Genomic DNA, 23804 nt, shown 5'->3' on the forward strand with positions numbered 1-23804 from the left:
CAACGCAGCTCCAGAAAAGCCAGTCATTCGGCGGGATCGGGCGAATCCTTGAGCGCCGAATCCAGCTTGCGGCCAACGGTTTGCGGAGAAACTGTCCGCTTGGCAACGCGGGAATAGAAGATCGGGATCAGGAATAAAGTGATGAGGGTCGCGAGGCTGACGCCGAACACGACGACCGTCCCGATCGAGTGGCGCGCCGCCGCCCCCGCGCCGCCGCGAATGACCAGCGGCGCCGCGCCGATCACGGTCGCGATGGATGTCATCAGGATCGGGCGCAGGCGGCGCTTGGCGGCTTCGCGGATTGCCTGCGCTATGTCCATGCCCTCGTCGCGCAACTGGTTGGCGAACTCGACGATCAGGATGCCGTTCTTGGCCGCCAGCCCCACCAGCATGACGATGCCGATCTGGCTGTAGAGGTTAATCGACCCGCCAGTGATCGCCAGCCCCAGCGCGCCGCCCGCGACCGCCAGCGGCACCGTGGCGATGATGACGCCGGGATGAATGAAGCTTTCGAACTGGGCGGCGAGCAGCAGATAGACGATCAGGATAGTGAGACCGAAGACCAGCCAGATCGACCCGCCGGTTTCGCGCAGCGACTGGCTTTCGCCGCGATAGCCGATAGCCAGCACTTCGGGCGACTGGCGCGCCTGATCCTCCAGGAAGGCGAGGCCCTGGCCCAGTGAGGTGCCCGGCGCCAGCGCGGCGGTCAGGGTGATGGCGCGCAGCTTGTTGTAACGGTTGAGCTGGCGCGGTCCGGCGACTTCGCGCACTGTGACCAGCGCAGATAACGGCACCAGAGCGCCGGTGCGGGAGCGGACGTTGATGCGATCGAGGTCGGCCACGGTCTGACGGCCTTCCTCCTCGGCCTGCACCAGCACGCGATATTCTTCGCCCCGGTCGACATAGGTGCCGACGCGGCGGGAACCGAGCAGGCTTTGCAGCGCCTGGCTGACATCGTTGACCGACACGCCCAGATCGCCTGCCCGCGCCAGGTTCGTCTCGATCCGCATCTGCGGCTTGGTTTCCTTATAGTCGCTGTCGAGGTTGATCAGCCCCGGATAGTCGGCGGCGGCGGCCATGATCCGGTCGCGCGCGGCGACCAGCCCTTCGTAAGTGGAGCCGGCCAGCACGATATTGACCGGCAGTCCGCGCCCGCGCCCCAGCCCCGATCGCGGCGCGGCATTGCCGCGCACGCCGGGCTGGTCGGCGATCACCTTGTTGACCATGGTTGCGACTTGCGCGGTTGTGATGGTCCGATCTTCCCATGGCCGCAGGAAGGCGATGACGTTACCGCCATTGAAATCGTCGGTCGCGCCAAAGCCGGACGGGGTGCGGATCACCAGATTCTGGAGCGTCCCGTCCTTGCGCAGGAAAGCGAGATCATCCTCGATCTTCTTCATATAAGCCATCATCCGGTCGAAACCCGTGCCTTCGGGCGCGCTGATCTGCGCTTCGACCACGCCGGTATCCTCGGCCGGGGCCAGTTCGCTCGGCAGGCCGGTAAAGAAGAAGCCCGCAGCGCCCAGGAACAGCAATACGCCCAGCAGCGGCAGCAGCGGCTTGCCCAGCGCGCCATCCAGCCAGCGGGCATAGCCATTTTCCAGTCGCTGGAACCGATCGTCGATCCAACGCGCGAAACGACCGCGCTCCGCATTTTTCAGCAGTTTGGAACAGAGCATTGGCGCGAGGCTGAGCGAAATGAAGCCGGAAAAGGCGATCGCGGCGATCATCGCAATGGCGAGTTCGCGGAACAGCAGTCCGGTCTGGCCGGCGAGGAACATGACGGGTACGAATACGGCGCATACGACCAGCGTGGTCGAGATGATCGCAAAGCCGACCTGCCGCGTGCCGAGATAGGCGGCGACCAGCGGGTCTTCCCCCTGTTCGATCCGGTGATAGACATTTTCCAGCACGACGATCGCATCATCGACCACCAGGCCGATCGCCAGGACAAAGGCGAGCAGAGTGAGCAGATTGATCGACAGGCCCAGCAACCACATGACCGCGCAGGTCGCGAGCAGGCAGATCGGCACGGTGACCGCGGGCACGATCGTCGCGCGCACCGACCCCAAGAACAGGAAGATGACGAGGATGACCAGCAGCGCCGCCTCTATCAGCGTGTCATAGACATTCTCGATCGCCCGTTCGATGAACAGCGATTCGTCGGTGCCGATCGCGATGCGCATCCCCTGCGGCAGGGTCGGCTCCAGCTCTTTTATCAGCGCTTTGGCCTTTTGCGCGACGTCCAGCGTGTTCGCGCCCGATTGGCGGATGATACCGATGCCGATCGCCGTCCCCTGATTGGAACGGAAGCTGCTATAGGGATTTTCCGCGCCTTCCTCGATCCGGGCGACATCGCCCAGCTTGACCTGATAACCGTCCGTGCCGCGGCCGACGACAAGCTGCGCGAACTGATCGGGCGTGGCGAAGGGCCGTTCGACGCGCAAGGTCTGGTTCTGGTCCTGCGATTCGAAGCGCCCGGCGGGCAGTTCGACATTCTGGCTGCGCAGCGCGGTTTCGACATCGGCCGGGGTCAGGCCGAAGGCGGCCAGCTTTTCGGCGTTGAACCAGATGCGGGTGGAGGGCCGCGCTTCGCCGCTGATATTGGCGCGGGCGACGCCATCGATCGCGGCGAAACGATCGACCACGTTGCGATCGAGATAGTCGCTGATCTGGATCGACGACCAGCCGGGGCGGGAAAAGGACAGGAACAGGATGGCGCGGGCATCGGAATCCACCTTGCGGATTTCGGGCGGCAGCGCGTCCTCCGGCAAATCCTCCACCACCGACCCCACACGGTCGCGCACATCATTGGCGGCACTGTCGATATCGCGCGACGGATCAAATTCGATATTGATGTCGGACGTGCCGTCCTGCGACGTGGAGGTGATGGTCTGGATGCCCTGCACCCCCGCCACGCCATCCTCTATCAATTGGGTGATGCGGGTTTCCACCACGGACGCAGCCGCGCCGGTATAGGTGGTTTCGACCGACACGATCGGCGGGTCGGTATCGGGATATTCGCGCACCGACAGGCTCATATAGCCGACGACGCCGATGATGCACAGCAGGACCGCGACGACCGCGGCGAAGACCGGGCGGCGAACCGAAAGATCGGATAGCTGCATCAGCCGGCCGCCTTGCCGGAACCGTCCCTGGGCTTTGTATCAGCCTTATCGCCCGGCAGTCGCACCGTCACCCCGTCGGTCAGCTTGACCACCCCTTCGGTCACGACCTTCCGCCCTGCCTTGAGGCCGCCCAATATCTCGACCCGGCCATCCTGGCGGATGCCGGTTTCGACCTTGACCCGCTTCGCCGTGCGATCCTGGATAACGAAGACGAAGCGATCGTCGCCGTCGCCGACCAGCGCCAGTTCGGGCACGGACAAGGACTGCCGCTGGCGCGCGATCACGCTGACGGTCAGCAACATGCCGGGTTTCAGCGCCTTGTCGGGATTGGGCAGGATCGCCCGCACCCGCACCGCGCGGGTGGCGGGGTCGATCACAGGATCGATGGTGGCGATCGCGCCGTTGAACGGTCGATCGGGCCAGGCGGCGGACACCGCCTTGATCGTCATCCCTTCGCGGATCATCGCCAGCCGGGTTTCGGGAATGGTGAAGTCCAGCTTGATGCGGCTGATGTCGCTGACGGTGGCGATCGCGGTGCCGGCCGTCACGATCGCGCCGGGCGATACGGTGCGCAGACTGACCCAGCCGGAAAAGGGGGCGCGGATCACCCGGTCGCCGATCGAGGCGCGGGCCAGTTGCGCATTGGCGCGGGCCGCGTTGGCGAGCGCGACCTGCTGCTCCAGCGTCGCGCCGGTGGCGAAGCCCCGGCTCTTGAGCGCCTGGATGCGCTGGAGTTGCTGGGTCGCCTGCAACGCGGTCGCTTCGGCGGAGGCGAGTTCGGCCTGTTCCTGCCCCACCGCCAGCCGGGCGATCACCTGCCCCTTGGCGACATAGCCGCCATCGGAGAAGTTGAGCGCCTCGATCCGTTCGGTCACTGGCGCGGACAGCACCACTTGTTCATTGGCGAGTGCCGTGCCGACCGCTTCCAGATTGTCGGTGAAGGCGGCGAGCGTAATGGGCTGCACCTCCACCAGCGGGACGGCGCGGGGCTTTTTTTCCTGTTCTCCTCCGCAGGCGGCGAGGGACAGGGCAAGCAGAAGGACGGGGACAATGGGACGCATGATGACGGGGTGAAGAGCCTTTGCTGGCGGCACAATTGGACTTGGGCCGCACCTTATGACGGTAGGATTGGGAACGAACATACGTCCATTATCCACCAAGCCGGGCGTAGAGGAGAAATTCGACATTGCCCTGCGGCCCGGTAATCGGGCTTTGCGTCAGGCCCGCGACGGTCCAGCCCTGCGACACGACCCAGTCCTGCACTTCGGCACAAACGCGCTGGTGGACGAGGATATCCCGCACGACGCCATTCTTGCCCACTTCTTCCCGCCGCGCCTCGAACTGCGGCTTGATGAGCGCGATCATTTGCGCGCCGGGTTTGGCGAAGCTGATCGGCTTCTCCAGCACCTTCGCGAGGCTGATGAAGCTGGCGTCGCACACGATCAAGTCCACGGCTTCGGGGATATGCGCGTCGGTCAGAATCCGGGCGCTGGTCTGTTCATGGACGATGACGCGGACGTCGGAGCGGATTTTCCAGGCCAGCTGGTTGGTGCCGCTATCGACCGCATAGACCTTCATTGCACCGTTGGTGAGCAGCACGTCGGTAAAGCCGCCGGTCGAGGAGCCGACGTCGATCGCGACGAAGCCGGTGACGTCGATCGCAAATTCTTCGAGCGCGTGGGCCAGCTTGACGCCGCCGCGCGACACCCAGGGATGGTCGCGGCCGCGCACGTCCAGCTCCGTCCCTTCGGGCACCTGCTGGCCCGCCTTCTCGACCTTCCTGTCGCCCAGGAAGACGAGGCCGGCGAGGATCAACGCCTGCGCGCGGGCGCGGCTTTCGGCGAGGCCGCTGTCGACAAGCAGTTGGTCGGCGCGGATCTTGACCATCAGCGCGCCAGTCCGGCAAGGGTGGCGGGGGTGAGGAGTTGCGGCAGGGTCTGCGCCTCCTTGCCAGGCGCGTAGAAGAGATAGAGGGGAACGCCCGACCGGCCCTGCCCTTCGAGGAAGCGAGTGATGGCCGGATCGGCATTGGTCCAGTCGCCTACCATGACGGTGACGCCGGACTTGTCGAAGGCGGCGCGGGTTTCGGCGCGATCGATGGCGGCAGCCTCATTCGCCTTGCAGGTCAGGCACCAGTCGGCAGTGAAATAGAGGAAGACCGGCTTGTTGGCGGCGCGCAGTTCGGCCAGTTTTGCGACATCGAAATGGACAGTTGAATCGCCTTTTTCGACAGCGGCAGGCGCGCGGGTCGGCAGGGCGTAGGCGGCGCCGACTATCAGGGCGAGGCCAGCGATCGCCGCGATCCAGCCGCCGCCCTTACCCAGCCGCTGACGACCACCCAGCCACCAGAGCAACAGCGCCAGCAGCAGCGCCGCGGCCAGCCCGATCGTCATGCCGGACACCCCACGCTGCTGACCCAGCAACCAGGCGAGGCCGAGCGCGGTCAGGAACATCGGGATGGCGAGGATCTTCTGAAAACGCCCCATCCAGCCACCGGGCTTAGGCAATCGTTTGCGAAACGCCGGAACGTAAGCAAGCAATAGGAAAGGCAGCGCCAGCCCCAACCCCAGCCCGGCGAATATCGCCAGCGCAGCAGCCAGAGGCAGCAACAGCGCTGCGCCCATCGCCGCGGCCATGAACGGCCCGGTGCAAGGGGTTGCGACGAAAGCGACCAGCGCCCCGGTCCAAAAGGAACCGGCGACGCCGCCCTTCCCCGCCAGCGCCTCGCCGCCGCCATAGGCGCTGAGATCGAACAAGCCAGCCAGGTTGAAGGCGATGCCGGTCACCAACAGCAGCAGCGCCAGGATGATGCGCGGGTCTTGCAGCTGGAATGCCCAGCCGACCGCGCCACCCGCGGCCCGCAATATCAGCAGCGCGCCCCCCAGCGCCAGGCAAGTCAGGACGACGCCCAGCGTATAGGCCAGCGCCTCCCGCCGCACGGTCCACTCGTCGCCGCCGGCTTTCGCCAGCTTCATGGCTTTGAGGCCCAGGATCGGGAAGACGCAGGGCATGATGTTGAGCAGCAGGCCGCCCAGCAGCGCGCCCCCCAGCGCGGCGAGGGTCGCCTGCCATTGGCCGCCGCCCGATGCGCCCGCGACCGCGCCGGGTTTCGCGGTCAGCAGGAAGCCGACATGGTCGCCGGTGCGCAGCACCGCCTGCACCGCCCCACCCTTGCCGCCTTCGGCCGCATCCGTCTCGATCAGCAGCGTGTCGCCATTGCGCGTCACCGTCTGTGGCGCGGCATAGCGCGCCAGCCCCTCGGCCAGCGGGAAGAGGTGCATGTCGCGCGCCTGCGCGCTGGCCGGGAACGGCACCGACAGGCGGAGCGTGCCGTCCTTGACCGCATAGGTCGCTTCCGATCCCAGCGGTCGGGGCAGATGGGTGCGCCACCCGTCGAAGCGCGTCCGATCGGTGGCCGACACGGCGCCGTCACCCACGACCAGATCCAACATCAGATCGCCGCTTTCGGGTACGCATACCTTGTCGGTACAGGCCAGCCATTGCGCCTTCGCCCGGATCGGCAGACGGGTGCCGGGTGCCATGCCGGGTGCGATCTTTAAGTTCGCCAGCACGCCATAGGGGCCTTCATAGACATGATTCATCAAGCCGGAGATCAGCAGCGTTTCGGGCACCGGATAGCGTAGCGGGCCGACGCTGACGCCCTTCGGCAAGCTCCAGTCGACGCTCATGCCCAGGCCCGCATCGCCGGGATTTTCCCAATAGCCGTGCCAGCCGCTTTGCGGGATCATGGCAAAGGCGATGGTCGTGCCCTCGCCGGGCCGGGGCACAGCGCTTTCAGCGACCAGCGTGGCGGCGATATGCGCCGGGCCGCCGCCGAACGCGCTTTGCGCCTGCGCCGGGGCGACACTGGCCAGCCATGCCAGCGTCATCAATATGACTTGAAAAATCCGCATCGGGCCTCTGGTCTGGTGGATGTCAGCGGGCTAGGTCCGGGGGCGTTCGCCGTCAAGGCTGGAGAAGGTACAGTAGATGTTGAAGAAAGTCGCCGCCGCCCTGTTGATCGCCACCGCCATGCCGCTGGCGGCGCAGCAGCCCGCCCCGGCTCCGGCCGCCCCGACTCCGGCCCAAGCGCCACCGACTCCTCCAAAGCTGATCGTCGCGATCAGCGTGGATCAATTTTCCGCTGACCTGTTCAGCGAATATCGCCAATATTATACCGGCGGCCTGAAGCGCCTGACGAGCGAAGGCGCGGTCTTCCCGCGCGGCTATCAGAGCCATGCCGCGACCGAAACCTGCCCCGGCCATTCGACCATTCTGACCGGCAGTCGCCCGTCGCGCACCGGCATCATCGCCAACAACTGGTTCTCGCTTGACGCCAAGCGCGAGGACAAGAATGTCTATTGCGCAGAGGACGAAACCCAGCCGGGCAGCAGCAGCGACAAATATGAGGCCTCTCCGCTTCACCTGAAGGCGCCGACGCTGGGCGGCCGGATGAAAATCGCCAACCCCGCCACCCGCGTCGTGTCGATCGCGGGCAAGGATCGCGCCGCGATCATGATGGGCGGGCCGACCGCCGACCATGTCTGGTGGCTGGGCGGACCGCAGGGCTATGTCAGTTACAAGGGGATCGCCACCCCGCCGCTGGTCGCCAAGGTCAATGCGGCGATGGCGCAGCGGCTGGCCCAGCCCAATCCGGGCTTTGACCTGCCCGCCCAGTGCGTGTCAAAGGATTTCGCGGTGCGGGCGGGCGACAAGACGGTCGGCACCGGCCGCTTCGCGCGCGCAGCGGGCGATTATAAGAGCTTCCGCATTTCGCCTGAACAGGACGCGATGACGCTGGCCTTCGCCGCCGCCGCGATCGAGACTATGGACCTGGGGAAGCAGACGCAGAGCGACATCATCTCGATTGGCCTGTCGGCGACCGACTATATCGGCCACACTTACGGAACAGAAGGCGTCGAAAGCTGCATCCAGGTCGACCGGCTGGACCGCGAATTGGGGTCGTTTTTCGAGCGGCTGGACAAGGACGGCATCGATTATGTCGTGGTGCTGACCGCCGACCATGGCGGCCATGACCTGCCCGAACGCCATCGCCTGAACGCGATGCCGATGGAAAGCCGGGTAGACATGGCGCTGACGCCCAAGGCGCTCAATGCCGCCATCGCGGACAAGGCGGGACTGCCCGGCAAGAAAGTGCTCTGGAGCGACGGCCCGTCTGGCGACCTGTATTTCGACAAGGGGCTGACTGCGCCTCAGCGCGCCCGTGCCGAGGCCGAAGCGCTCAAGCTGCTGCGCGCGCATCCGCAGGTCGAAACGGTGTTCACCAAGGCGCAGATCGCCGCCACCCCCTCCCCCTCCGGCCCTCCCGAAAGCTGGAGCCTGATCCAGGAAGCGCGGGCCAGCTTCTATGCGGAGCGGTCGGGCAACCTGTTGCTGCTTTTGAAGCCGCGCGTCATGTCGATCCCTGAGCAGGCGGTGATGGGATCGGTCGCGACCCATGGTTCGCCCTGGGACGCCGACCGCCGCGTGCCGATCCTGTTCTGGCGCAAGGGGATGCAGCATTTCGAACAGCCGCTGGGCGTGGAGACGGTTGATATCATGCCGTCGTTGGCGGCGCTGATCGGGCTGCCGGTGGCGAAGAGCGAGATCGATGGCCGGTGCCTGGATCTGGTGGCGGGCGACGGGGATAGCTGCGCGGCGCGTTAAACAAACCGTCCGCGCTGAGCGAAGTCGCAGCCCTCCGCAGAACGTAGTGAAGCGGCTTCAACTTCGCTCAGGGCGAACACGGCCCTCTAAATATTCTCGCCCACGCCGTCCGTGCTTTCCAACATGGCATGGACACGGTGCGGGGCGGAGACTTCGACGCGGCTCGTGACCTCATAATGCGCCTTGGCCTGGCGCACATTGCTGTCGGCGGGCACGCTGTCGGTCAGCCAGACATTGCCGCCGATGACGGAGCGGCTGCCCACAATGATTCGGCCCAGAACCGTGGCCCCGGCATAGACGACCACGTCATCCTCGATAATCGGATGGCGCGGGAGCGCCTTTTCCAGCGCGCCCTTGTCATCCGCGGGAAAGCTGCGCGCGCCAAGGGTCACGCCTTGGTACAGCCGCACCCGATCGCCCACAATCGCGGTTTCGCCGATGACGACTCCAGTGCCATGGTCGATGAAGAAGGATTGGCCGATGGTCGCGCCGGGATGGATGTCGATCCCGGTCTTGCCGTGCGCGATTTCCGACATGATCCGCGCCACCAGCGGCGCGCCCAGTCGATGCAGGCGATGCGCGAGCCGGTGATGGATGATCGCCAGCATCGAGGGGTAGCAGATCAGCACCTCGTCCACGCTGCGCGCGGCGGGATCGCCCAGGAAGGCGGCATCGACATCGGTGTCGAGCAGCACGCGCAAGGCCGGCAGGCTCTGGGCGAACGCGGCGATGATGCGCGCGGCTTCGCGATCGACGGCCTCCGCCGGCTCGTCCTTCAACGCATAGATGAGTTCCAGCCGGATCTGACCGTAAAGTCGGCTGAGCACCGTTTGCAGCGTTTCGGCGACATAGGCGTCCTCATTATGGAGGCGCACGAAGCTGGGGCCAAGGCGCAGCGGGAACAGCGCGCCGCATAGCGATTGCATGATCTTGGTCAGATTGTCGCGCGAGGGGAAGCCTTCCGCGCCATATTCGGCATGATGCCGCTGCGCCTGGCGCCAGCGACTGCGCGCCGCGCCCAGTTCCGCGGTCAGCGCCACTATGTCCCAATAGCCTTCGACGATCCGATCATCGCCCTGTCCGTCCGCCATCATATCCGCCTCATGCGCCTGTTCCTGCGGGCATAGCGTGGCGACAGGCGTCGCGATAAACGAGTTTTGCTTGGGGTCGGACAGTTTCTCTTTTAGCCGCGGGGCCCGGACCTGGGCAGGTGCAGGCAGATTTCGGCGCGCAGCCCGCCTTCGGGCCGGTTGGCGAGCGTTAACTGCCCGCCTTCCGCCCGCACCGCTTTGGCAACGATGGCCAGGCCCAGGCCCAGGCCGCGCGTGTTGCGCTGGCGCGCGTCGTCGAGCCGGGCGAAGGGCCGCAGCACCTCATCCAGTTGTTCGCGCGGGATGCCGGGGCCATCATCATCGACGCGGATCAATATCTCGACGCCGACCCGCTCCAGCGAAACGCGGGCGCGATCGCCATAGTGGAGCGCGTTTTCGATCAGGTTGCGCACCGCGCGACGCAGCGACAGCGCGCGAACCTCCATTTCCAGATGATCCGGCCCATCATAGGCAACGTCGTCGCCATGGTCCTGGAAAGCATCGACGATGGTGGCGATGGTGACCGCGACATCGGTGCGCACGGGCGGCTCAGGGTCTTTCTCGCCACCCAGGAAGGCGAGCAGCGATTCCAGCATCGCGCCCATTTCCTCCAGGTCGCCGGCCATCGCCTGCTGAATGTCAGCATCCTTCACCTCTTCAAGCCGCAATTGCAGCCGGGCGAGCGGCGTGCGCAGATCATGGCCGACCGCCGCCAGCGTTTCGGTGCGTTCGTTGATTAGGCGGTGGAGGCGCGACTGCATTGCATTGAAAGCGGCGATCAGGTTGCGCACGTCGCTGGTCCCTGCTTCGGGCACCATGACCGCCGACCCCAGGCCGATCCGGTGGGTCGCATGGGTGAGGTCGCGCAGCGGGGCGAGCGTGCGGCGGATCAGCAGCCAGCCGGCGATCAGCAACGCCAGCACCGGGATCAGCGCCAGCCCCAGCCGACCCAGGGTGAAAGCCCATTTGCTGCCGCTATGGTGCATACCGAAATAGAGCCAGCTGCCGTCGGGCAGTTGCAACCCGCCATTGATTTCCGAATGGCGATTGGGCGCGGCCAGCCGCAGCCAGAGACGCGAGCGCTCCAGGCTGGGTTCCCAGGCGATGATCTGCTGGCGCATCCGCTCCAGTTCCGGCGAGAGCGGCGGCGGCGGCGGCGCGGCGGGCGACCAATGGACATCGTAGCGATCGGTGGTCAGTTGCAGGCCGAGCGCGGGGCGTTCCGCTCGCGGCTGCTCGGTCAGCAGCTTGCGGGCGATGACCAGATGCTCGGCCAGGCGCCGCGCCTCATCATCCTGCAACGATATCTGGCTGGTGCGCTCATAAATGAGCGTGCCGACCGCAAATTCCAGCATCACCGTCAACAGCAGGATCGCGAACAGGCGGCCAACCAGCCCCAGCGATCCCCTGACATGGCGTCTCAAGCGCGGCTGACCTCTGCGTTGAACATATAGCCAACACCGCGGACGGTGGTGATCGGCGCGCCCTTGTCGGCGGTGGACAATTTACGGCGCAGGCGGCTGACGAGGACGTCAATGCTGCGATCGCTGCTGTCGCCCATGCGGGTGCGCGACAATTCGATCAACCGCTCACGCGCGATGACCCGCTGCGGATGGCTGAGGAAGGAACCGAGCAGGTCGAATTCCGCGCCGGTCAGCTCGACGATCGCGCCGGTGGGGGAGCGAAGTTCGCGCCGGGGGAAGTTGACGTTCCAGCCGTCAAAATGCGCCTCGCTCTCCCGATGCTCATCCGGGCCGCGCTCCACCCCGACGCGGCGCAGGATGGCGCGGATGCGGGCGATCAGTTCGCGCGTGCCAAAGGGCTTGGGCAGATAATCGTCCGCGCCCAGTTCCAGCCCGACGATCCGGTCCGTCTCGCTACCCTTGGCGCTGATGAAGATGATGGGGACGTCGCTCTTGCGCCGGATCTGACGGCACAGGTCGATGCCGTTGGTGCCGGGCAGCATGACGTCGAGGACGACGAGATCGACCGGGCCGGCGTCGAAGGCCACCCACATTTCAGGGCCGGAGGATGCGGGACGCACCTGATAACCATGTTCCTGGAGCGCCCGCGCGGTCAGCGTGCGCAACGGCGGATCGTCCTCGACAAGGATGATCGACGGGGCGGTCATGAAGGCGTCAGCGCACAAAATGTCATGGTCGGGAAATAGGGGGCGGCGGATCGGGGGTCAACCGCGCGGGTCGCGGGAAGTCCAGAAACGCGACTGTAGCAACAATTTGTCACGGCGGGGAAAATCCCGGCGCGCGCCAAAGCCTGAAGACCAATGCCGGGCCTGGCGAACCAGGCCCGGCGACGGATCAGAAAGCGGCCGAGATCGAGAACACGACTTGGCTGCGCGCGATCGACTTGCCGGCATTATCGCCGTCCGCCACCGAGAAGTTGGGACGGATATAGTTTTCCTCGACGCGGGCGATGTCGGTGTCGACATAGGCCACGCCCAGCGTCAGCGGCGTGCCGGGGATGGCGACGTCCGCGCCAACCAACCAATCAAGATATTTGCCGGTAGGCGCCAGCGAGGTGCCGTTGGGACCCAGGCCGGAATTGCCCTTCGACCAGCCCAGATGCGCCTTCACGGTGACCGGCGTGTTGGGAATTGCCGAATTGACGTCGGTCCAGAGATAGAGATTATCGTTCTTCTTGCCCGGCCGGAACACGGTGCAAGCCGCATCGCTGCATGTCTTGCCCAGCGCTTCCTGCTTGGGAGCATAGGCGACGCCGACCAGGGCATTGACTGGACCCAGGGCGCTCGACAGCTTGACATAGGGTTCGGCGAAATCGGTTTCGTCGAAACCGCTGGGATACATATACCAGATGAGGCCGACGTCGAGCTTGGCGCCTCCAAGATCAACAGCGTAGCCGGCATTGAGATCCAGTTCCATATTGGCGCCGCCAAAAGTGCCCCAACCCGACAGGTTGGAACCCCAGATTCCGGCGTAAGCGCCGGATTCATGACTGACGGAAATGCCGCCTTGGACGGCCATGCCCTTGTCCGACATCGAAACGCCGCGGAAGCGATAGTCCGAAACCATCGCAACGCTGCCGGTAACGGTGACGGGGCTGGCGGGTTCTTCCTGCGCGAAAGCCGGTACGCTGGACATGAGCGCGAGGGCGGCACAGGCTATTTGATACTTCATGAACATTCCCCTTTACGTTGGAATGTTCCGTCCTGCATCCGCTCTGGTCCGAAGATCTGTTATTGATCGTCTTCGATACCGGCGAATGACCTTGCCCTATTCTGTCCTGCCCGCGAGACAAACCGCTTTTACTGCAACTGCGAAAGGACCAGGCCGGCTGTGATATGCCGGGCACGGTTCTTTGCTGAATTAGCAACCTAATGTTGCTATTATGTTGCTAGTTTAACTCGCCATAAAGAAAAGCCGCCGCGCCCGGTGAGACGCGACGGCTCAGGACATCGCCCGATTTTTTTGGGGGATCAGGCGACGAGTTGACGCATCCGTCCGGTGGCGCCGAACAATTCGACCGGCCCACCCGCGACCCGGCGGCGATCGACCCATTCGCGCAACATTTCCGCGCACGTATGATCGATATGGCCGAGCCGTTCGACATTCAGTATGACCACTCCGGCGGCCGGCAGAGATTCAAGCTTGGCCGACAATTTGGGCAAGTTGAGGAATGTGGCGGTGCCGCGCAGCGCCACCTCATGCGCTTCGCCCCGACTTTCCTCATCCACCTTCAACCGCAAGCGCGTGGCGTGAGGCAGCAGTTCGAGCAGCGACAGGCCGATGCCCACCAGCACGCCGGTCAGCAGGTCGGTCGCCACGACGCAGATCAGCGTCGCCGCCCAGACGATCGCGGGCAGCGGACCGTAAAGGTGGAACAGATGCTTGACATGCGCGACGCTGACCAAGCGGACGCCGGTGATGACCAGAATGCCGGCCAGCGCGGCCATCGGAATTTCGCGCAGCAGCCAGGGCAGCAGAGCGACGAAGCCCAAAATCCAGACGCCGTGGAGGATCGCCGACAGACGGGTCTTGGCCCCGGCCTGGACGTTGGCCGAACTGCGGACGATGACGCCAGTCATCGGCAGCGCGCCGGCGAAGCCGCAAAGCAGGTTGCCCACGCCCTGGGCGCTAAGTTCGCGATTATAATTGGTGCGCACGCCGTCGTGCATGCGGTCGACCGCCGCGGCCGACAGCAAGGTTTCGGCGCTGGCGATGAAGGCGATGGCGATGGCGGTGGTGATGATCGTCGGGTTCATCAACTGCGCCATCAGCCCGGCTTCGGGCAAGGCGACCGCCGCGACGATCGATTCAGGCACGACCACGCGCGCGACCGGCAGGCCAAGCGCAAAAGCGACGACCGTCGCGGTCACCACGCCAACAAGCGCGCCGGGCACCAGTTTCAACGATGCGGGACGGAATTTCTCCCAACCCAACATGCTGAAGATGGTGACGAGGCCGACGGCGAAGGCGGTTGCCGCATCGCCGTTCGACAGACCGAAAATCTGACCCGGCATGGCGATCAGGTTATGCAGGCCGCTGGATAGGGGCTTATCGTCGAACAGCACATGGAACTGGCCGACGACGATCAGCACGCCGATCCCGGCGAGCATACCATGCACGACCGCCGGTGAAATGGCGCGAAACCAGCCGCCGACCCGCAACAGGCCGGCAACGATCTGGATCGCGCCCGCCAGAATGAGGATGGGACCGAGGGCGGACAGCCCCTGTTCGCGGACGATTTCAAAGACGATCACCGCAAGACCGGCGGCCGGACCGCTGACCTGCAACGGCGAACCCGCCAGCAGGCCGACGACCAGGCCGCCGATAATGCCGGTGATGAGGCCCTTCTCCGGCGGCACGCCGGAAGCAATGGCGATGCCCATGCAGAGCGGCATCGCCACCAGGAAGACGACGATCGACGCCGTGAAGTCGCGGCTGAAATTGCCGCCGGAAAGAGCCTTCAGCATGATTTACTCCGCCGCTTGGGCAACGGCCGCTGCGCCAGCGAGGCGGCGGCCATGGGGAAGCGCGACCGGCATCGGCTGGCCTTCGCGCAGGGGCGAGAATTGGCCGGTTTCGCCATCCAGCCCCAGTATCTGACCGGCGTGGATATCGACGTACCAGCCGTGCAGCGCGATTTCACCGCGCGCGATGCCCGACGCCACCGAAGGATGGGTGCGCAGATGCGCGAGTTGGGCGACGACATTTTCCAACGCCATGTTGCGCAGCTTTTCAGCATCGCTCAGATCGTCGGGATAATTTTCGCGGCAGACCATTTGCGCGGCATGGCTGTGGCGCAGCCAGGCGGCGACGTTGGGCATCTTCGTCAGGTCGGCATTGGTGGACAGCGCCTTCATCGCGCCGCAGTCGCTATGGCCACAGATGATGATGTCGCGCACGCCCAGCACCATCACCGCATATTCGACGGTGGAGGTGACGCCGCCATTCTGCGTGGCGTGCGGGGGGACGATGTTGCCGGCGTTGCGGCAGACGAACAGATCGCCGGGCGCCGCCTGCATGATATGTTCGGGAACGATGCGCGAATCGGCGCAGGAGATCATCAGCGCCTTGGGGCTTTGGCCGTGGCTGGCCAGTTGGTTGTAGAGCGCGCTTTCGTTCGGGAAAACCTTGGTTTCGAAGCTGAATACGCGACCGAGTAGCTCGTTCATGGAGTCTATCCTCTTCTAACATGGCGCCAGTCAGGGGGCGGACCGGCTTGAGGCCAAGAATAAGGACGCGGTTTTGCTGCAGCGCAGCGGCTTTGTTAAAAACTATGTCTGAGTAATGGACCGTGCGATTGTCGCGCCAAACCGCATAATCGGCGCGTAGAAGCTGGAAACCCCGGTCAGCGCCGATCGACCACAGCGCTGAACATATAGCCCACGCCACGAACGGTAACAATTGGCGCAGACCGTCCGCCCGCGCCCAGCTTGCGGCGCAGCCGGCTGACCAGCACATCGATGCTGCGATCGGACGATGGCGCATCGCGCACGCCCGCAAGCTCCATCAACCGCGCGCGCGCGATGACCGTTTGCGCATGGTCCAGAAAAACCGCCAGCAGCGCGAATTCGGCGGCGGTCAGTTCGACCAGACGCCCGCATGGATCTGTCACTTCCCGCCGAGCGAAATCCACGATCCAGCCGTCGAAAATAGCCTCTGTCTGGCGACGCAGGCCCAGCGCCCGCTCGCTCCGGCCGCGACGCAGCACCGCGCGCAGACGGGCGGCGAGTTCGCGGATCGCATAGGGTTTGTCCATATAATCGTCCGCGCCCAGCTCCAACCCGACCACGCGGTCGACCTCCGAGCTGTTCGATCCGACGAGGATGACGGGCACGTCGCTACGTTCGCGGATATCGCGGCACAAATCGAGTCCATCAGGCCCACGCAGCGCCGCATCCAGCACGACCGCTCCAACCGGCGTGGTGGTGAGGGCGCTGAAAATATCGGCCGCCGACGCCGCAGGCAAAGCACGAAATCCGCTTTGCTCCAGATATTCGCGTATCTCGCGCCGCAAATCCTGCTGTGTTTCGGCGACCAGTATCAGTGGTGGATTCATCCGCCCTGAACAGCGCCCGGAGTGGAACCGACTTTGGCGGACAGAGCCGCCTGGATAAGGGCTATAATCGGCGACATGGGCGTCTCCTCCGCGGCAGAGGCAATCTGCGACTTTTGGCCGTGCGATCGCGAACAGCGGAAAGATTTACGGTTGGCGAATGTCTCCGTAATTTGCCGTATGTAACAAATCATTGCCAGCGCAATTATCGGCCCTTCATTGCGCGGCGATCAGGACCGGCAAAGGCGGCGGCATCGCCCCGCCGCAAAGATGCGCGATCAGCGCCGACAACCACAGCGCATCCCCGGCCGCGCGATGCCGCGTCGCCCCCTGCCCATCGGCGAAGGCCATGGCGGCGATGATCCGTCGCTCGTCCGCGCCCTGCTCATCGAACAGGGTCGCGACATGTTGAATCGTGAAAGGCGTCGGCGCGCCGGCCGCGGCCGCCAGGGTATCAAGCCAATATTGATCGATCAGGCTGTCGGCGACCACCCGCCGTCCCTGCGTCGCGCCGGCCAGTTCTGCCAGCACGACGGCGGCAGGTTGCCCCTCGCACGCGATCCGCTCGCGGTTCAGGCCATGCAACGCCTCGGCCTCCGCCGTCCAGTCCCAGCCGGCCCAGCTATCATGCGGGCGAATCAGCCAACTGCGCGACCTGTCGCCATCGGCTATGCCCACTTCGATCGGGAAGGACCGTCCATGGCGTGGTAGGCAGGACGCCTCGAAATCGATAGTTATGATGTGCAAGGCACAGCTCCATATTCTCGTGCGACCCGCCCCCTCCAAGCATGTGCCGCGCGTTCTTCTATGCGCCCCTTTCGGCGTGAACTATGTCATGCCAAAGTCAATCGCCACCCCCTTCAGCAAAAATCATATGGGCTGGCGCAGGGATGCGGCGAAAGGTGCGACGCGGTTGAAATTGTCTGCTAGCGGACGGAAACCAAAGGGAAACACGCGCATGACCGTCGTCGCCGCCTATCTCTATCGCAACGGCCAGCGAGTCCGCCCGGTGGCGATCGACGAGCGGGTCGATTGCGCGCCCGACAAGTCCGAATTCATCTGGATCGGCGTGGCCGACCCGACGGTGGAGGAAATGGAGACGCTGGCCCGAACCCATGGCCTGCATCCGCTGGCGATCGAGGATGCGATCAAGGCCAACCAGTTGCCCAAGGTCGATATTTACGGCGACCAGTTGTTCGTGGTCGCCCGCACCGCTCATGTCGAGGGCGACGCCATATGCTACGGTGAAACCGCTCTGTTCGTCGGCCCCAGCCATATCATCAGCGTCCGCCACGGATCGGCGCGCGCCCATCTGGCGCTGCGCGAGGAGTTGGAGGCCGTGCCGTCCCGCCTGGCCCAGGGGGTGGATTATGTGCTGCACGCTATCCTCGACTTCATCGTCGACGGCTATCTGCCGATTATCGAGGGGATTGAGGAGGAGGTGCTGGAAATGGAGCAGCAGATGATCGACCATTTCCTGCGCCGGGAGGATATCACCCGCATCTTCAGCCTGCGCCGCCAGCTGATCCGCTTCCAGCGCGTCCTGCTGCCCATGCAGGAGGTCGCGACCAAATTCGTCAAGATGGATCTGCCCAGCATCGATCCCGAAGCCCGGCCCTATTTCAGCGACGTGCGCGACCATGTCCGCCGGGTGCAGACGATGGTCGATGATTTGCGCGAAATCCTGAACAGCGTATTCGAATCGAGCAACCTATTGGAGCAGCAACGCACCGGCGAGATTACCCGCCAGCTTGCCGCCTGGGCCGCGATCCTGGCCGTGCCGACCGCGATTGCGGGAATTTACGGCATGAATTTCGAACATATGCCCGAACTCAAGACGCGCTACGGCTATTTCGTGGTGCTGGGCGTGATCGGCGTGGTGTGTTCGCTGCTCTACGCCCGGTTCAGGAAGCTGAAGTGGCTGTAACAGAGGCCACCGACTCGCGTATCACCAAATCATGCGCCAGATAGTCGTTCACGCGGGCTGTGGCGTCCCCGCCCCGCGCCGGTGCGCCAGTGAGACGATCGCGGCGGCCATGTCGTCATTGCTGGCGCAGATGGCGGTCGGCCGGTCAGGCCGGTCCAGCAACATCGCGCCCGCCGCCAGCCCCACCCTCTCGGACGTTGCGGCTGAAATGTTGATGGCTAACCTTGCTCAACGGTTAGCCAATAGCGCCGACGACACCGGGGAAAAGAAGGCGCAAATGCCAAAGGTGGTGCACCCGACGGGATTCGAACCCATGGCCCTCAGATTAGGAATCTGATGCTCTATCCTGCTGAGCTACGGGTGCCCGGCGATGGCTCTATTGCGCGCGAAGAGCCCGGTCAATTCTCGGCCGTCAATTTAATGGCTCAATTCTTGGCCTGCGGCGGGATGACCGGAAAGGGGAGCGGCGCGACCTCCACCCCTTCCGCGATCAGCGCCTTGGCCTCGGCCGGGGCCACCTCGCCATGGATGCTGCTGCGGTCCTTTTCGCCGTAATGCATCGCGCGCGCCTGCTCGGCGAAACCGCGACCGACCCAGGTGCTGTCCTCCAGCGCCTTGCTCTGCGCCGTCGCCAGCGCCTCGACCAGCGCCTTCATCTTCGCCTGATCCGCGCCGCTCATCGCCGGTGCGGCAGGTTCTTCCCGCACGGCAACGGCACGGCTATTGCCCTTCGCGCCTACTGCCGGGGCCATCACCGCCTTGGTCACATCGCCATCGCCGCACAGCGGGCAGGCGAGCAGGCCGCGCGCCTTCTGATCCTCATAATCGGCGCCGGACCCGAACCAGGCTTCGAACACATGGCCCTGGCCTGCGCATTTGAGGTCGAACACGATCACGAAACAGTCACATCCCTGGGTATCACACGGCGGTTGGCGATCGCTGGCACGCGCCCGCGCACATCCCCTACGCGCCCAAGATCGAGATCCGCAAGCCCCAGTCCGGCCGTCTCGCCCATATCAAGCAGCACCTCGCCCCAGGGATCGATCACCACGCTATGGCCATAGGTTATGCGGCCATCGGCATGTGTCCCCACCTGCGCCGTCGCAATGACATAGCAGCCCGCCTCGATCGCCCGCGCACGCAGCAGCACATGCCAGTGCGCCTGCCCGGTCGGCACGGTGAACGCAGCGGGCGCCAGCAGGATCGTCGCGCCCGCATTGGTCAACGCGCGATACAGATCGGGGAAGCGCATGTCGTAGCAGATGGAAAAGCCCATTCGACCCCAGGGCGTGTCCGCAGCGACCACCTGCTCGCCCGGCCCGTAGACCGAGGATTCGCGCCAGCTTTCGCCGGTGGCGAGATCGACGTCGAACAGGTGGATCTTGTCATAGCGCGCGCGGATGCCGCCGCTGTCGTCGATCAGGAAGCTGCGATTGGCCCAGCGTCCGTCAGCCCGCTCGCCCTTCAGCGGCAGCGACCCGATATGCACCCACAGCCCTTCCCGCGCCGCCGCGTCGCGCACTGCGGCCAGCACCACATCCTCCGCCTCGCTGCGCAGCGTATCGGCCGCGCGCTGGCGGTCGCGGTCCAGATATCCGGCCATTTCGGGCGTGAACAGCATGTCCGCGCCCTCGCCCTTGGCGCGCTTCACCTTCTCGACAATGGCGGCGGCATTGGCGGCGGGATCGATCCCGCTGGTCATCTGAAACAGGGCGGCGCGCATTTTGTCGCTCACAGGCCCAACAAGGCGTCCAGCTTGCCGTCGCGGTTCAGCGCGCCAAGATCGTCGCTGCCGCCGATATGGGCGCCATCAATGAAGATTTGCGGCACGGTGGTCCGGCCGGGCGCACGGTCCAGCATCTCGTCACGCTTGGGCCCGCCCATGGTTATGTCATATTCCTCGAACGCCACGCCCTTGTCGGTCAGCAGCGCCTTCGCCCGCGCGCAATAGCCGCACCAAGCCTTGGTATAGATTTCGACTTTCGCCATAATAGCTCCTTTCCCCTGAAATTGGGGGAACGCGCGGCTTTGTCAATCGCCGCCCCTCATTCGACATCGGCATCCGGCAACACACGCGCCCAGCAGAGCAGCCGCACGTCGCCCGCGCCGCCACGCTTGAGCACCCGCGCGCAGGCCGCCGCCGTCGCCCCGCTGGTGTGGACATCGTCGATCAACAGCACGCGCCGCCCCTTGATCGCGGACGCATCCGCCAGCGCGAAGGCCCCGCGCACCATCTTCGCCCGCTGCGCCGGGTTCATCCCACGCAGCGGCGCAGTCCGCTTCACCCGGCGCAAGGCGCGCTTCTCCACCGGCCAGCCTGTCAGCCGCCCCAAATGGTCCGCGATCAGCGCCGACTGGTTGAAGCCCCGATACCAAAGCCGCCAGCGGTGCAGCGGCACCGGCATGATCAGCGCCTCCTCACTCCCCACATGGCGCAGCATCTGCCGCGCGATCAGTCGCGCGAGGCCGATGCGCCGCCCATATTTGAACCGCAGCGCCACCGTCTTCGCCACATCGCCATAGGCCAGCACAGCGCGCGCGCTGTCCCAGGGCGGCGGGTTGGCCACGCACGCGCCACACTCGGCCCCCGCGCCCATGTCGTGCGGGAAAGGCGCGCCGCAGCGCGCGCAGCAGGGGTCGCCCAGCAATTCCATGCCGCTCCAGCAGGACAGGCAGAAGGCGAAATCCGCCCCCACGATGGCGCCGCAACCGGGGCAGCGCGGTGGCAGCGCATAATCGACCGCAGGCTGCAAAACGCCCTTGAGAAGCGGGAGGAGCGACATCATCTGCCTTGTCCGCACTTCGCGCCCGATGCACAAGGCCCGCCATGGATGACCGCCCCGACATTTTCGACCGCGCCCGGCGTGCGCGCCAGCGCGACCGGATGCTGCCCGTCTTCGCCGATCATGACTTCCTCTATCGCGCGATGCTGGACGAGTTGATCGATCGCTTGGCCGATGTGCAGCGCGACCTGCCCGAAGCGCTGGTGATCGGCTGCCCGGACGGCAGCGCGAAGGCGGCGCTGGAGGCGATAGGCAAGCGCGTCGCCTGCGCCGATCCCGGCTTCCTCGCGGCTAAAGCGGCGGGCGGCGTCCAGATGGACGAAGATGCCCTGCCCTTCGCCGACGACAGTTTCGATCTGATCGTCGCCTGCGGCACGCTAGACAGCGTCAACGACCTGCCCGGTGCGCTGATCCTGATGCGCCGCGTGCTGCGCCCCGATGGGTTGATGCTCGCGGCCTTTGCGGGTGCGGGCAGCCTGCCCCGCCTCAAATCCGCCCTGCTCGCCGCCGAAGCCGACCGGCCCGGCCAGCATGTCCATCCGCAGGTCGATGTGCGATCGGCCGGTGATCTGCTCAGCCGCGCCGGATTCGCCATGCCGGTCGCGGACGGCGAGACGCTGGCCATCCGTTATGGCGATGTCGTACGCCTGATGCACGACCTGCGCTTCATGGGCGCGGGCAATGCGCTGAACATGCGCGCGCCGGCGCTGACCCGCGACGCGCTGACGCGCGCGGCGGGCCATTTCGCCGATGCCGCCGACCCGGATGGGCGGACGGCGGAGCGGATGGCGCTGGTCTATCTGTCCGGCTGGAAACCCGATCCCAGCCAGGCCGGACCGGCCAGGCGCGGCAGCGCGACCATGTCGCTGGCCGCCGCGCTCAAAGGGGAAGCCTAGCGCTTTCGCGTGTCACTCGATCATGACGGCCACCACACGCCAGACGCCATTTTCGCGTTCCAGCGTCACCGACTCCGTCGCCTCGGCCTTGTTGGCGAAGCGCGTGCGAAACTTCACCATCTCAAAGCCATTGGGCGGGGCAAGCAGATATTCCTGACTAAGCAGGTCGCGGGATATCATCGCACCCAACGGCGTGCGCACCTTTTCCTGCACCGATGCCCAGAGCTGGGGCGTATTGGCCTTACGAAAGGATGATCCGGTCGTCCGATAGCCATCGTCCCAGCGCCCCTGATCCCCTAGCGCCAGCCATCGCCGCGCCGCATCGACCACTTCGGCGTTTGACGCCGCCTGGGTGACGGCCGGCGCTTGGGACGACGGCGCGGAAGCAAGTTGCGGCAAGGCGGCAAGCGCCCGCAGGCCAAGAACAAACGTCATGAGAACTACTCCGATGATGAGCCGGTAAGGACGGGTTGCCCGTCCCGCGCCGCCGGTCGGCGCGCTGTCCTCATCCATCTCAGTCGCAGCCACGTCTGCCCCGATTTCTCTGTCCCCCACATAATCGGGGGCCTCCCCCGGATCGCCACTCTCAGCCTCCAGCAGCATCCGGGCGGCCTCCCGGCTGCTGGACACCGCCATCTTGCGCCGCGCGTCGCGGAGCCGCTCGTTGATCGTATGGACCGACAGGCCCAGGCTGCGGGCTATCGACTTTGCGTCATGGCCGCGGACGATCAGGCGCAGCGTCTGCTTCTCCTTCTCGCTCAGCGCCCAGCCCATATCCGTCATCTGCGTGCTCATAATGAAAAGACCTATGTCAGGCCTTGGGTGGCAGCTACCCCGAAAAATTTGTATCGTAACCGGCAGATCGCTCCGCCATCATCCCAGTCCCCGCCGCCCCTCCAACTCACCCACGGTCGGCGCGTCCGCAACCTCCCGTGATGCCCATGCCTCGCCGTCATGCCGATATTCCACATGGCTCGCGCGCCGGAACGCCGCCCCGTCCCACACGATCACCTGCAACTCCATCTCGTTGTTGCGCCGCACATGCAGCCAGTTGAAGCTTTGCGGCTCGGCGTTGCGCAGCCGGGTCGATGTCGCCGTGCCGGCCTGAATCACCAGCGCGCCGCCGCTATGCTCGACCATTTTGCGCGCAGCCTCCGCATAGGTGCGGTGGAAATGGCCGGCGAGCGCCAGATGCACCCCGGCTTCGCACGCGGCCTTGATCGCGTCGTCATGCTGACCCACCGCTTCGCTCAATTCCCCGCCCCGGCCGATCGGCATGGAAAAGAGCGGATGATGGGTCACGAGGATGCGGGTCTTGTCCGGCGCGACATGGGCGAAGCGCGCGCGCAGCATGTCCATCTGGTCATGGTTGATCCGCCCGTCCTTTATCGTCAGCGAACGGGCGGTGTTGAGGCCCAGGATCGCGACCTCGCCATCTTCGTAAAAGGGACACAGATCGTTGCTGATATAGCGTTTGTAGCGGTCCAGCGGTGCTGCGAACCGTCGCACCACATCGTAGAGCGGCACGTCATGATTGCCCGGAATGACCAGCGTCTTCAGCCCTGCGGCCTTGAGCCGCCCCAGCCAGGCCGCGGCCTGTTTGAACTGCTCCACCCGCGCCCGCTGGGTGAAGTCGCCGCTGATGACGACGAGGTCGGGGCGGCGCTCCTCCAGCCAGGCCGTGGCGGCATCGACGATCTTGGGATCGTTGGCGCCGAAATGAATGTCGGAGAGATGTGCGATGCGAGCCATGCCAGGGTAACGAATCCATGCCC

Annotated in this window: 21 protein-coding genes and 1 tRNA gene; 3 read left to right on the forward strand and 19 right to left on the reverse strand. The window is 65.2% G+C overall.

All coding sequences use genetic code 11. The annotated features are described in order from the left end of the window. Window positions 1–23 precede the first annotated feature (23 nt). The 4 genes from sphantq_RS05530 to sphantq_RS05545 form a co-directional block, all read right to left on the reverse strand. Window positions 24–3128, reverse strand: coding sequence for an efflux RND transporter permease subunit (locus sphantq_RS05530; RefSeq protein ID WP_272799781.1), 3105 nt, complete (start codon window positions 3126–3128; stop codon window positions 24–26). After that, complete coding sequence (locus sphantq_RS05535) at window positions 3128–4189, reverse strand: efflux RND transporter periplasmic adaptor subunit (protein ID WP_272799782.1); 1062 nt, start codon at window positions 4187–4189, stop codon at window positions 3128–3130. The genes sphantq_RS05530 and sphantq_RS05535 overlap by 1 nt, the downstream gene beginning before the upstream one ends. Window positions 4190–4277: 88 nt before the next feature. Next, window positions 4278–5015 carry a TlyA family RNA methyltransferase gene (locus sphantq_RS05540; RefSeq protein ID WP_066604200.1) on the reverse strand — a complete coding sequence of 246 codons (738 nt, stop codon included), beginning with the start codon at window positions 5013–5015 and terminating at the stop codon, window positions 4278–4280. Continuing rightward, window positions 5015–7042, reverse strand: a complete 2028-nt coding sequence (locus sphantq_RS05545) for a protein-disulfide reductase DsbD family protein (protein ID WP_272799783.1) — start codon at window positions 7040–7042, stop codon at window positions 5015–5017. The genes sphantq_RS05540 and sphantq_RS05545 overlap by 1 nt, the downstream gene beginning before the upstream one ends. 76 nt (window positions 7043–7118) lie before the next feature. Between sphantq_RS05545 and sphantq_RS05550 the strand changes: the two genes are divergently transcribed. Then, window positions 7119–8795: an alkaline phosphatase family protein gene (locus sphantq_RS05550; protein ID WP_272799784.1), complete on the forward strand. Its 1677-nt coding sequence runs from the start codon at window positions 7119–7121 to the stop codon at window positions 8793–8795. Window positions 8796–8881: 86 nt separating this feature from the next. Here sphantq_RS05550 and epsC read toward each other — a convergent pair whose 3' ends face one another. From epsC to sphantq_RS05590, 8 genes are all read right to left on the reverse strand, one after another. Continuing rightward, window positions 8882–9889: a serine O-acetyltransferase EpsC gene (gene epsC, locus sphantq_RS05555; protein WP_408021496.1), complete on the reverse strand. Its 1008-nt coding sequence runs from the start codon at window positions 9887–9889 to the stop codon at window positions 8882–8884. Window positions 9890–9978: 89 nt separating this feature from the next. Further along, window positions 9979–11310 (reverse strand): ATP-binding protein, encoded by a 1332-nt coding sequence (locus sphantq_RS05560; protein WP_066604213.1) that lies wholly within the window; start codon window positions 11308–11310, stop codon window positions 9979–9981. Then, window positions 11307–12017, reverse strand: coding sequence for a response regulator (locus sphantq_RS05565; RefSeq protein WP_066604215.1), 711 nt, complete (start codon window positions 12015–12017; stop codon window positions 11307–11309). Before sphantq_RS05565 ends, sphantq_RS05560 begins: the two co-directional genes overlap by 4 nt. 187 nt (window positions 12018–12204) lie before the next feature. Then, complete coding sequence (locus sphantq_RS05570) at window positions 12205–13047, reverse strand: TorF family putative porin (RefSeq protein ID WP_066604217.1); 843 nt, start codon at window positions 13045–13047, stop codon at window positions 12205–12207. A gap of 293 nt (window positions 13048–13340) precedes the next feature. Then, window positions 13341–14837 (reverse strand): SulP family inorganic anion transporter, encoded by a 1497-nt coding sequence (locus sphantq_RS05575; protein ID WP_272799785.1) that lies wholly within the window; start codon window positions 14835–14837, stop codon window positions 13341–13343. A gap of 3 nt (window positions 14838–14840) precedes the next feature. Beyond that, on the reverse strand, window positions 14841–15539 hold the full coding sequence (locus tag sphantq_RS05580) for a carbonic anhydrase (RefSeq protein ID WP_066604221.1): 699 nt from the start codon (window positions 15537–15539) through the stop codon (window positions 14841–14843). 176 nt (window positions 15540–15715) lie between these two features. Then, entirely contained in the window at window positions 15716–16426 is a 711-nt protein-coding gene (locus tag sphantq_RS05585) for a response regulator transcription factor (RefSeq protein WP_066604228.1), read from the reverse strand. Window positions 16427–16639: 213 nt separating this feature from the next. Then, a complete protein-coding gene (locus sphantq_RS05590) occupies window positions 16640–17170 on the reverse strand; it encodes a 3'-5' exonuclease (protein WP_272799786.1) in 531 nt (176 codons plus the stop codon). Window positions 17171–17381: 211 nt separating this feature from the next. Between sphantq_RS05590 and sphantq_RS05595 the strand changes: the two genes are divergently transcribed. Next, window positions 17382–18350: a magnesium and cobalt transport protein CorA gene (locus sphantq_RS05595; RefSeq protein ID WP_066605605.1), complete on the forward strand. Its 969-nt coding sequence runs from the start codon at window positions 17382–17384 to the stop codon at window positions 18348–18350. Window positions 18351–18637: 287 nt separating this feature from the next. Here the strand turns inward: sphantq_RS05595 and sphantq_RS05600 are convergent. The 5 genes from sphantq_RS05600 to sphantq_RS05620 all read right to left on the reverse strand — a co-directional run bounded on the left by sphantq_RS05600 (window position 18638) and on the right by sphantq_RS05620 (window position 21136). Next, a tRNA-Arg gene (locus sphantq_RS05600) sits at window positions 18638–18714 on the reverse strand. A gap of 61 nt (window positions 18715–18775) precedes the next feature. After that, on the reverse strand, window positions 18776–19246 hold the full coding sequence (locus tag sphantq_RS05605; RefSeq protein WP_129927106.1) for a DUF1178 family protein: 471 nt from the start codon (window positions 19244–19246) through the stop codon (window positions 18776–18778). Continuing rightward, complete coding sequence (locus sphantq_RS05610; RefSeq protein WP_272800186.1) at window positions 19243–20073, reverse strand: carbon-nitrogen hydrolase family protein; 831 nt, start codon at window positions 20071–20073, stop codon at window positions 19243–19245. The genes sphantq_RS05605 and sphantq_RS05610 overlap by 4 nt, the downstream gene beginning before the upstream one ends. Window positions 20074–20081: 8 nt before the next feature. Further along, a complete protein-coding gene (gene grxC, locus sphantq_RS05615; protein WP_066604234.1) occupies window positions 20082–20339 on the reverse strand; it encodes a glutaredoxin 3 in 258 nt (85 codons plus the stop codon). A 56-nt stretch (window positions 20340–20395) separates the two neighbouring features. Then, window positions 20396–21136, reverse strand: coding sequence for a ComF family protein (locus sphantq_RS05620; protein ID WP_272799787.1), 741 nt, complete (start codon window positions 21134–21136; stop codon window positions 20396–20398). Window positions 21137–21177: 41 nt separating this feature from the next. On the opposite strand from sphantq_RS05620, the gene sphantq_RS05625 reads away from it, so the two are divergent. Then, on the forward strand, window positions 21178–22029 hold the full coding sequence (locus sphantq_RS05625; protein WP_066604237.1) for a methyltransferase domain-containing protein: 852 nt from the start codon (window positions 21178–21180) through the stop codon (window positions 22027–22029). Between the two features lie 12 nt (window positions 22030–22041). On the opposite strand, the gene sphantq_RS05630 is transcribed toward sphantq_RS05625, so the two are convergent. Together sphantq_RS05630 and sphantq_RS05635 are read right to left on the reverse strand one after the other, a co-directional pair. Beyond that, on the reverse strand, window positions 22042–22824 hold the full coding sequence (locus tag sphantq_RS05630; RefSeq protein ID WP_443021528.1) for a helix-turn-helix domain-containing protein: 783 nt from the start codon (window positions 22822–22824) through the stop codon (window positions 22042–22044). A 78-nt stretch (window positions 22825–22902) separates the two neighbouring features. After that, entirely contained in the window at window positions 22903–23781 is an 879-nt protein-coding gene (locus sphantq_RS05635) for a metallophosphoesterase family protein (RefSeq protein WP_272799789.1), read from the reverse strand. Window positions 23782–23804: the final 23 nt, after the last annotated feature.

It is taken from the genome of Sphingobium sp. AntQ-1, assembly GCF_028538045.1.
Taxonomy (GTDB): domain Bacteria; phylum Pseudomonadota; class Alphaproteobacteria; order Sphingomonadales; family Sphingomonadaceae; genus Sphingobium; species Sphingobium cupriresistens.

What these genes read in the sequence shown, in the direction of transcription:
- sphantq_RS05620 (WP_272799787.1), bottom strand. Translation starts at nt 21,136, where the DNA reads ATGATGTCGCTCCTCCCGCTTCTCAAGGGCGTTTTGCAGCCTGCGGTC.
- sphantq_RS05545 (WP_272799783.1), bottom strand. Translation starts at nt 7,042, where the DNA reads ATGCGGATTTTTCAAGTCATATTGATGACGCTGGCATGGCTGGCCAGT.
- sphantq_RS05610 (WP_272800186.1), bottom strand. Translation starts at nt 20,073, where the DNA reads ATGCGCGCCGCCCTGTTTCAGATGACCAGCGGGATCGATCCCGCCGCC.
- sphantq_RS05635 (WP_272799789.1), bottom strand. Translation starts at nt 23,781, where the DNA reads ATGGCTCGCATCGCACATCTCTCCGACATTCATTTCGGCGCCAACGAT.
- sphantq_RS05575 (WP_272799785.1), bottom strand. Translation starts at nt 14,837, where the DNA reads ATGCTGAAGGCTCTTTCCGGCGGCAATTTCAGCCGCGACTTCACGGCG.
- sphantq_RS05595 (WP_066605605.1), top strand. Translation starts at nt 17,382, where the DNA reads ATGACCGTCGTCGCCGCCTATCTCTATCGCAACGGCCAGCGAGTCCGC.
- sphantq_RS05530 (WP_272799781.1), bottom strand. Translation starts at nt 3,128, where the DNA reads ATGCAGCTATCCGATCTTTCGGTTCGCCGCCCGGTCTTCGCCGCGGTC.
- sphantq_RS05580 (WP_066604221.1), bottom strand. Translation starts at nt 15,539, where the DNA reads ATGAACGAGCTACTCGGTCGCGTATTCAGCTTCGAAACCAAGGTTTTC.
- sphantq_RS05625 (WP_066604237.1), top strand. Translation starts at nt 21,178, where the DNA reads ATGGATGACCGCCCCGACATTTTCGACCGCGCCCGGCGTGCGCGCCAG.
- sphantq_RS05535 (WP_272799782.1), bottom strand. Translation starts at nt 4,189, where the DNA reads ATGCGTCCCATTGTCCCCGTCCTTCTGCTTGCCCTGTCCCTCGCCGCC.
- epsC (WP_408021496.1), bottom strand. Translation starts at nt 9,889, where the DNA reads ATGATGGCGGACGGACAGGGCGATGATCGGATCGTCGAAGGCTATTGG.
- sphantq_RS05540 (WP_066604200.1), bottom strand. Translation starts at nt 5,015, where the DNA reads ATGGTCAAGATCCGCGCCGACCAACTGCTTGTCGACAGCGGCCTCGCC.
- sphantq_RS05570 (WP_066604217.1), bottom strand. Translation starts at nt 13,047, where the DNA reads ATGTTCATGAAGTATCAAATAGCCTGTGCCGCCCTCGCGCTCATGTCC.
- grxC (WP_066604234.1), bottom strand. Translation starts at nt 20,339, where the DNA reads ATGGCGAAAGTCGAAATCTATACCAAGGCTTGGTGCGGCTATTGCGCG.
- sphantq_RS05585 (WP_066604228.1), bottom strand. Translation starts at nt 16,426, where the DNA reads ATGAATCCACCACTGATACTGGTCGCCGAAACACAGCAGGATTTGCGG.
- sphantq_RS05630 (WP_443021528.1), bottom strand. Translation starts at nt 22,824, where the DNA reads ATGAGCACGCAGATGACGGATATGGGCTGGGCGCTGAGCGAGAAGGAG.
- sphantq_RS05550 (WP_272799784.1), top strand. Translation starts at nt 7,119, where the DNA reads ATGTTGAAGAAAGTCGCCGCCGCCCTGTTGATCGCCACCGCCATGCCG.
- sphantq_RS05565 (WP_066604215.1), bottom strand. Translation starts at nt 12,017, where the DNA reads ATGACCGCCCCGTCGATCATCCTTGTCGAGGACGATCCGCCGTTGCGC.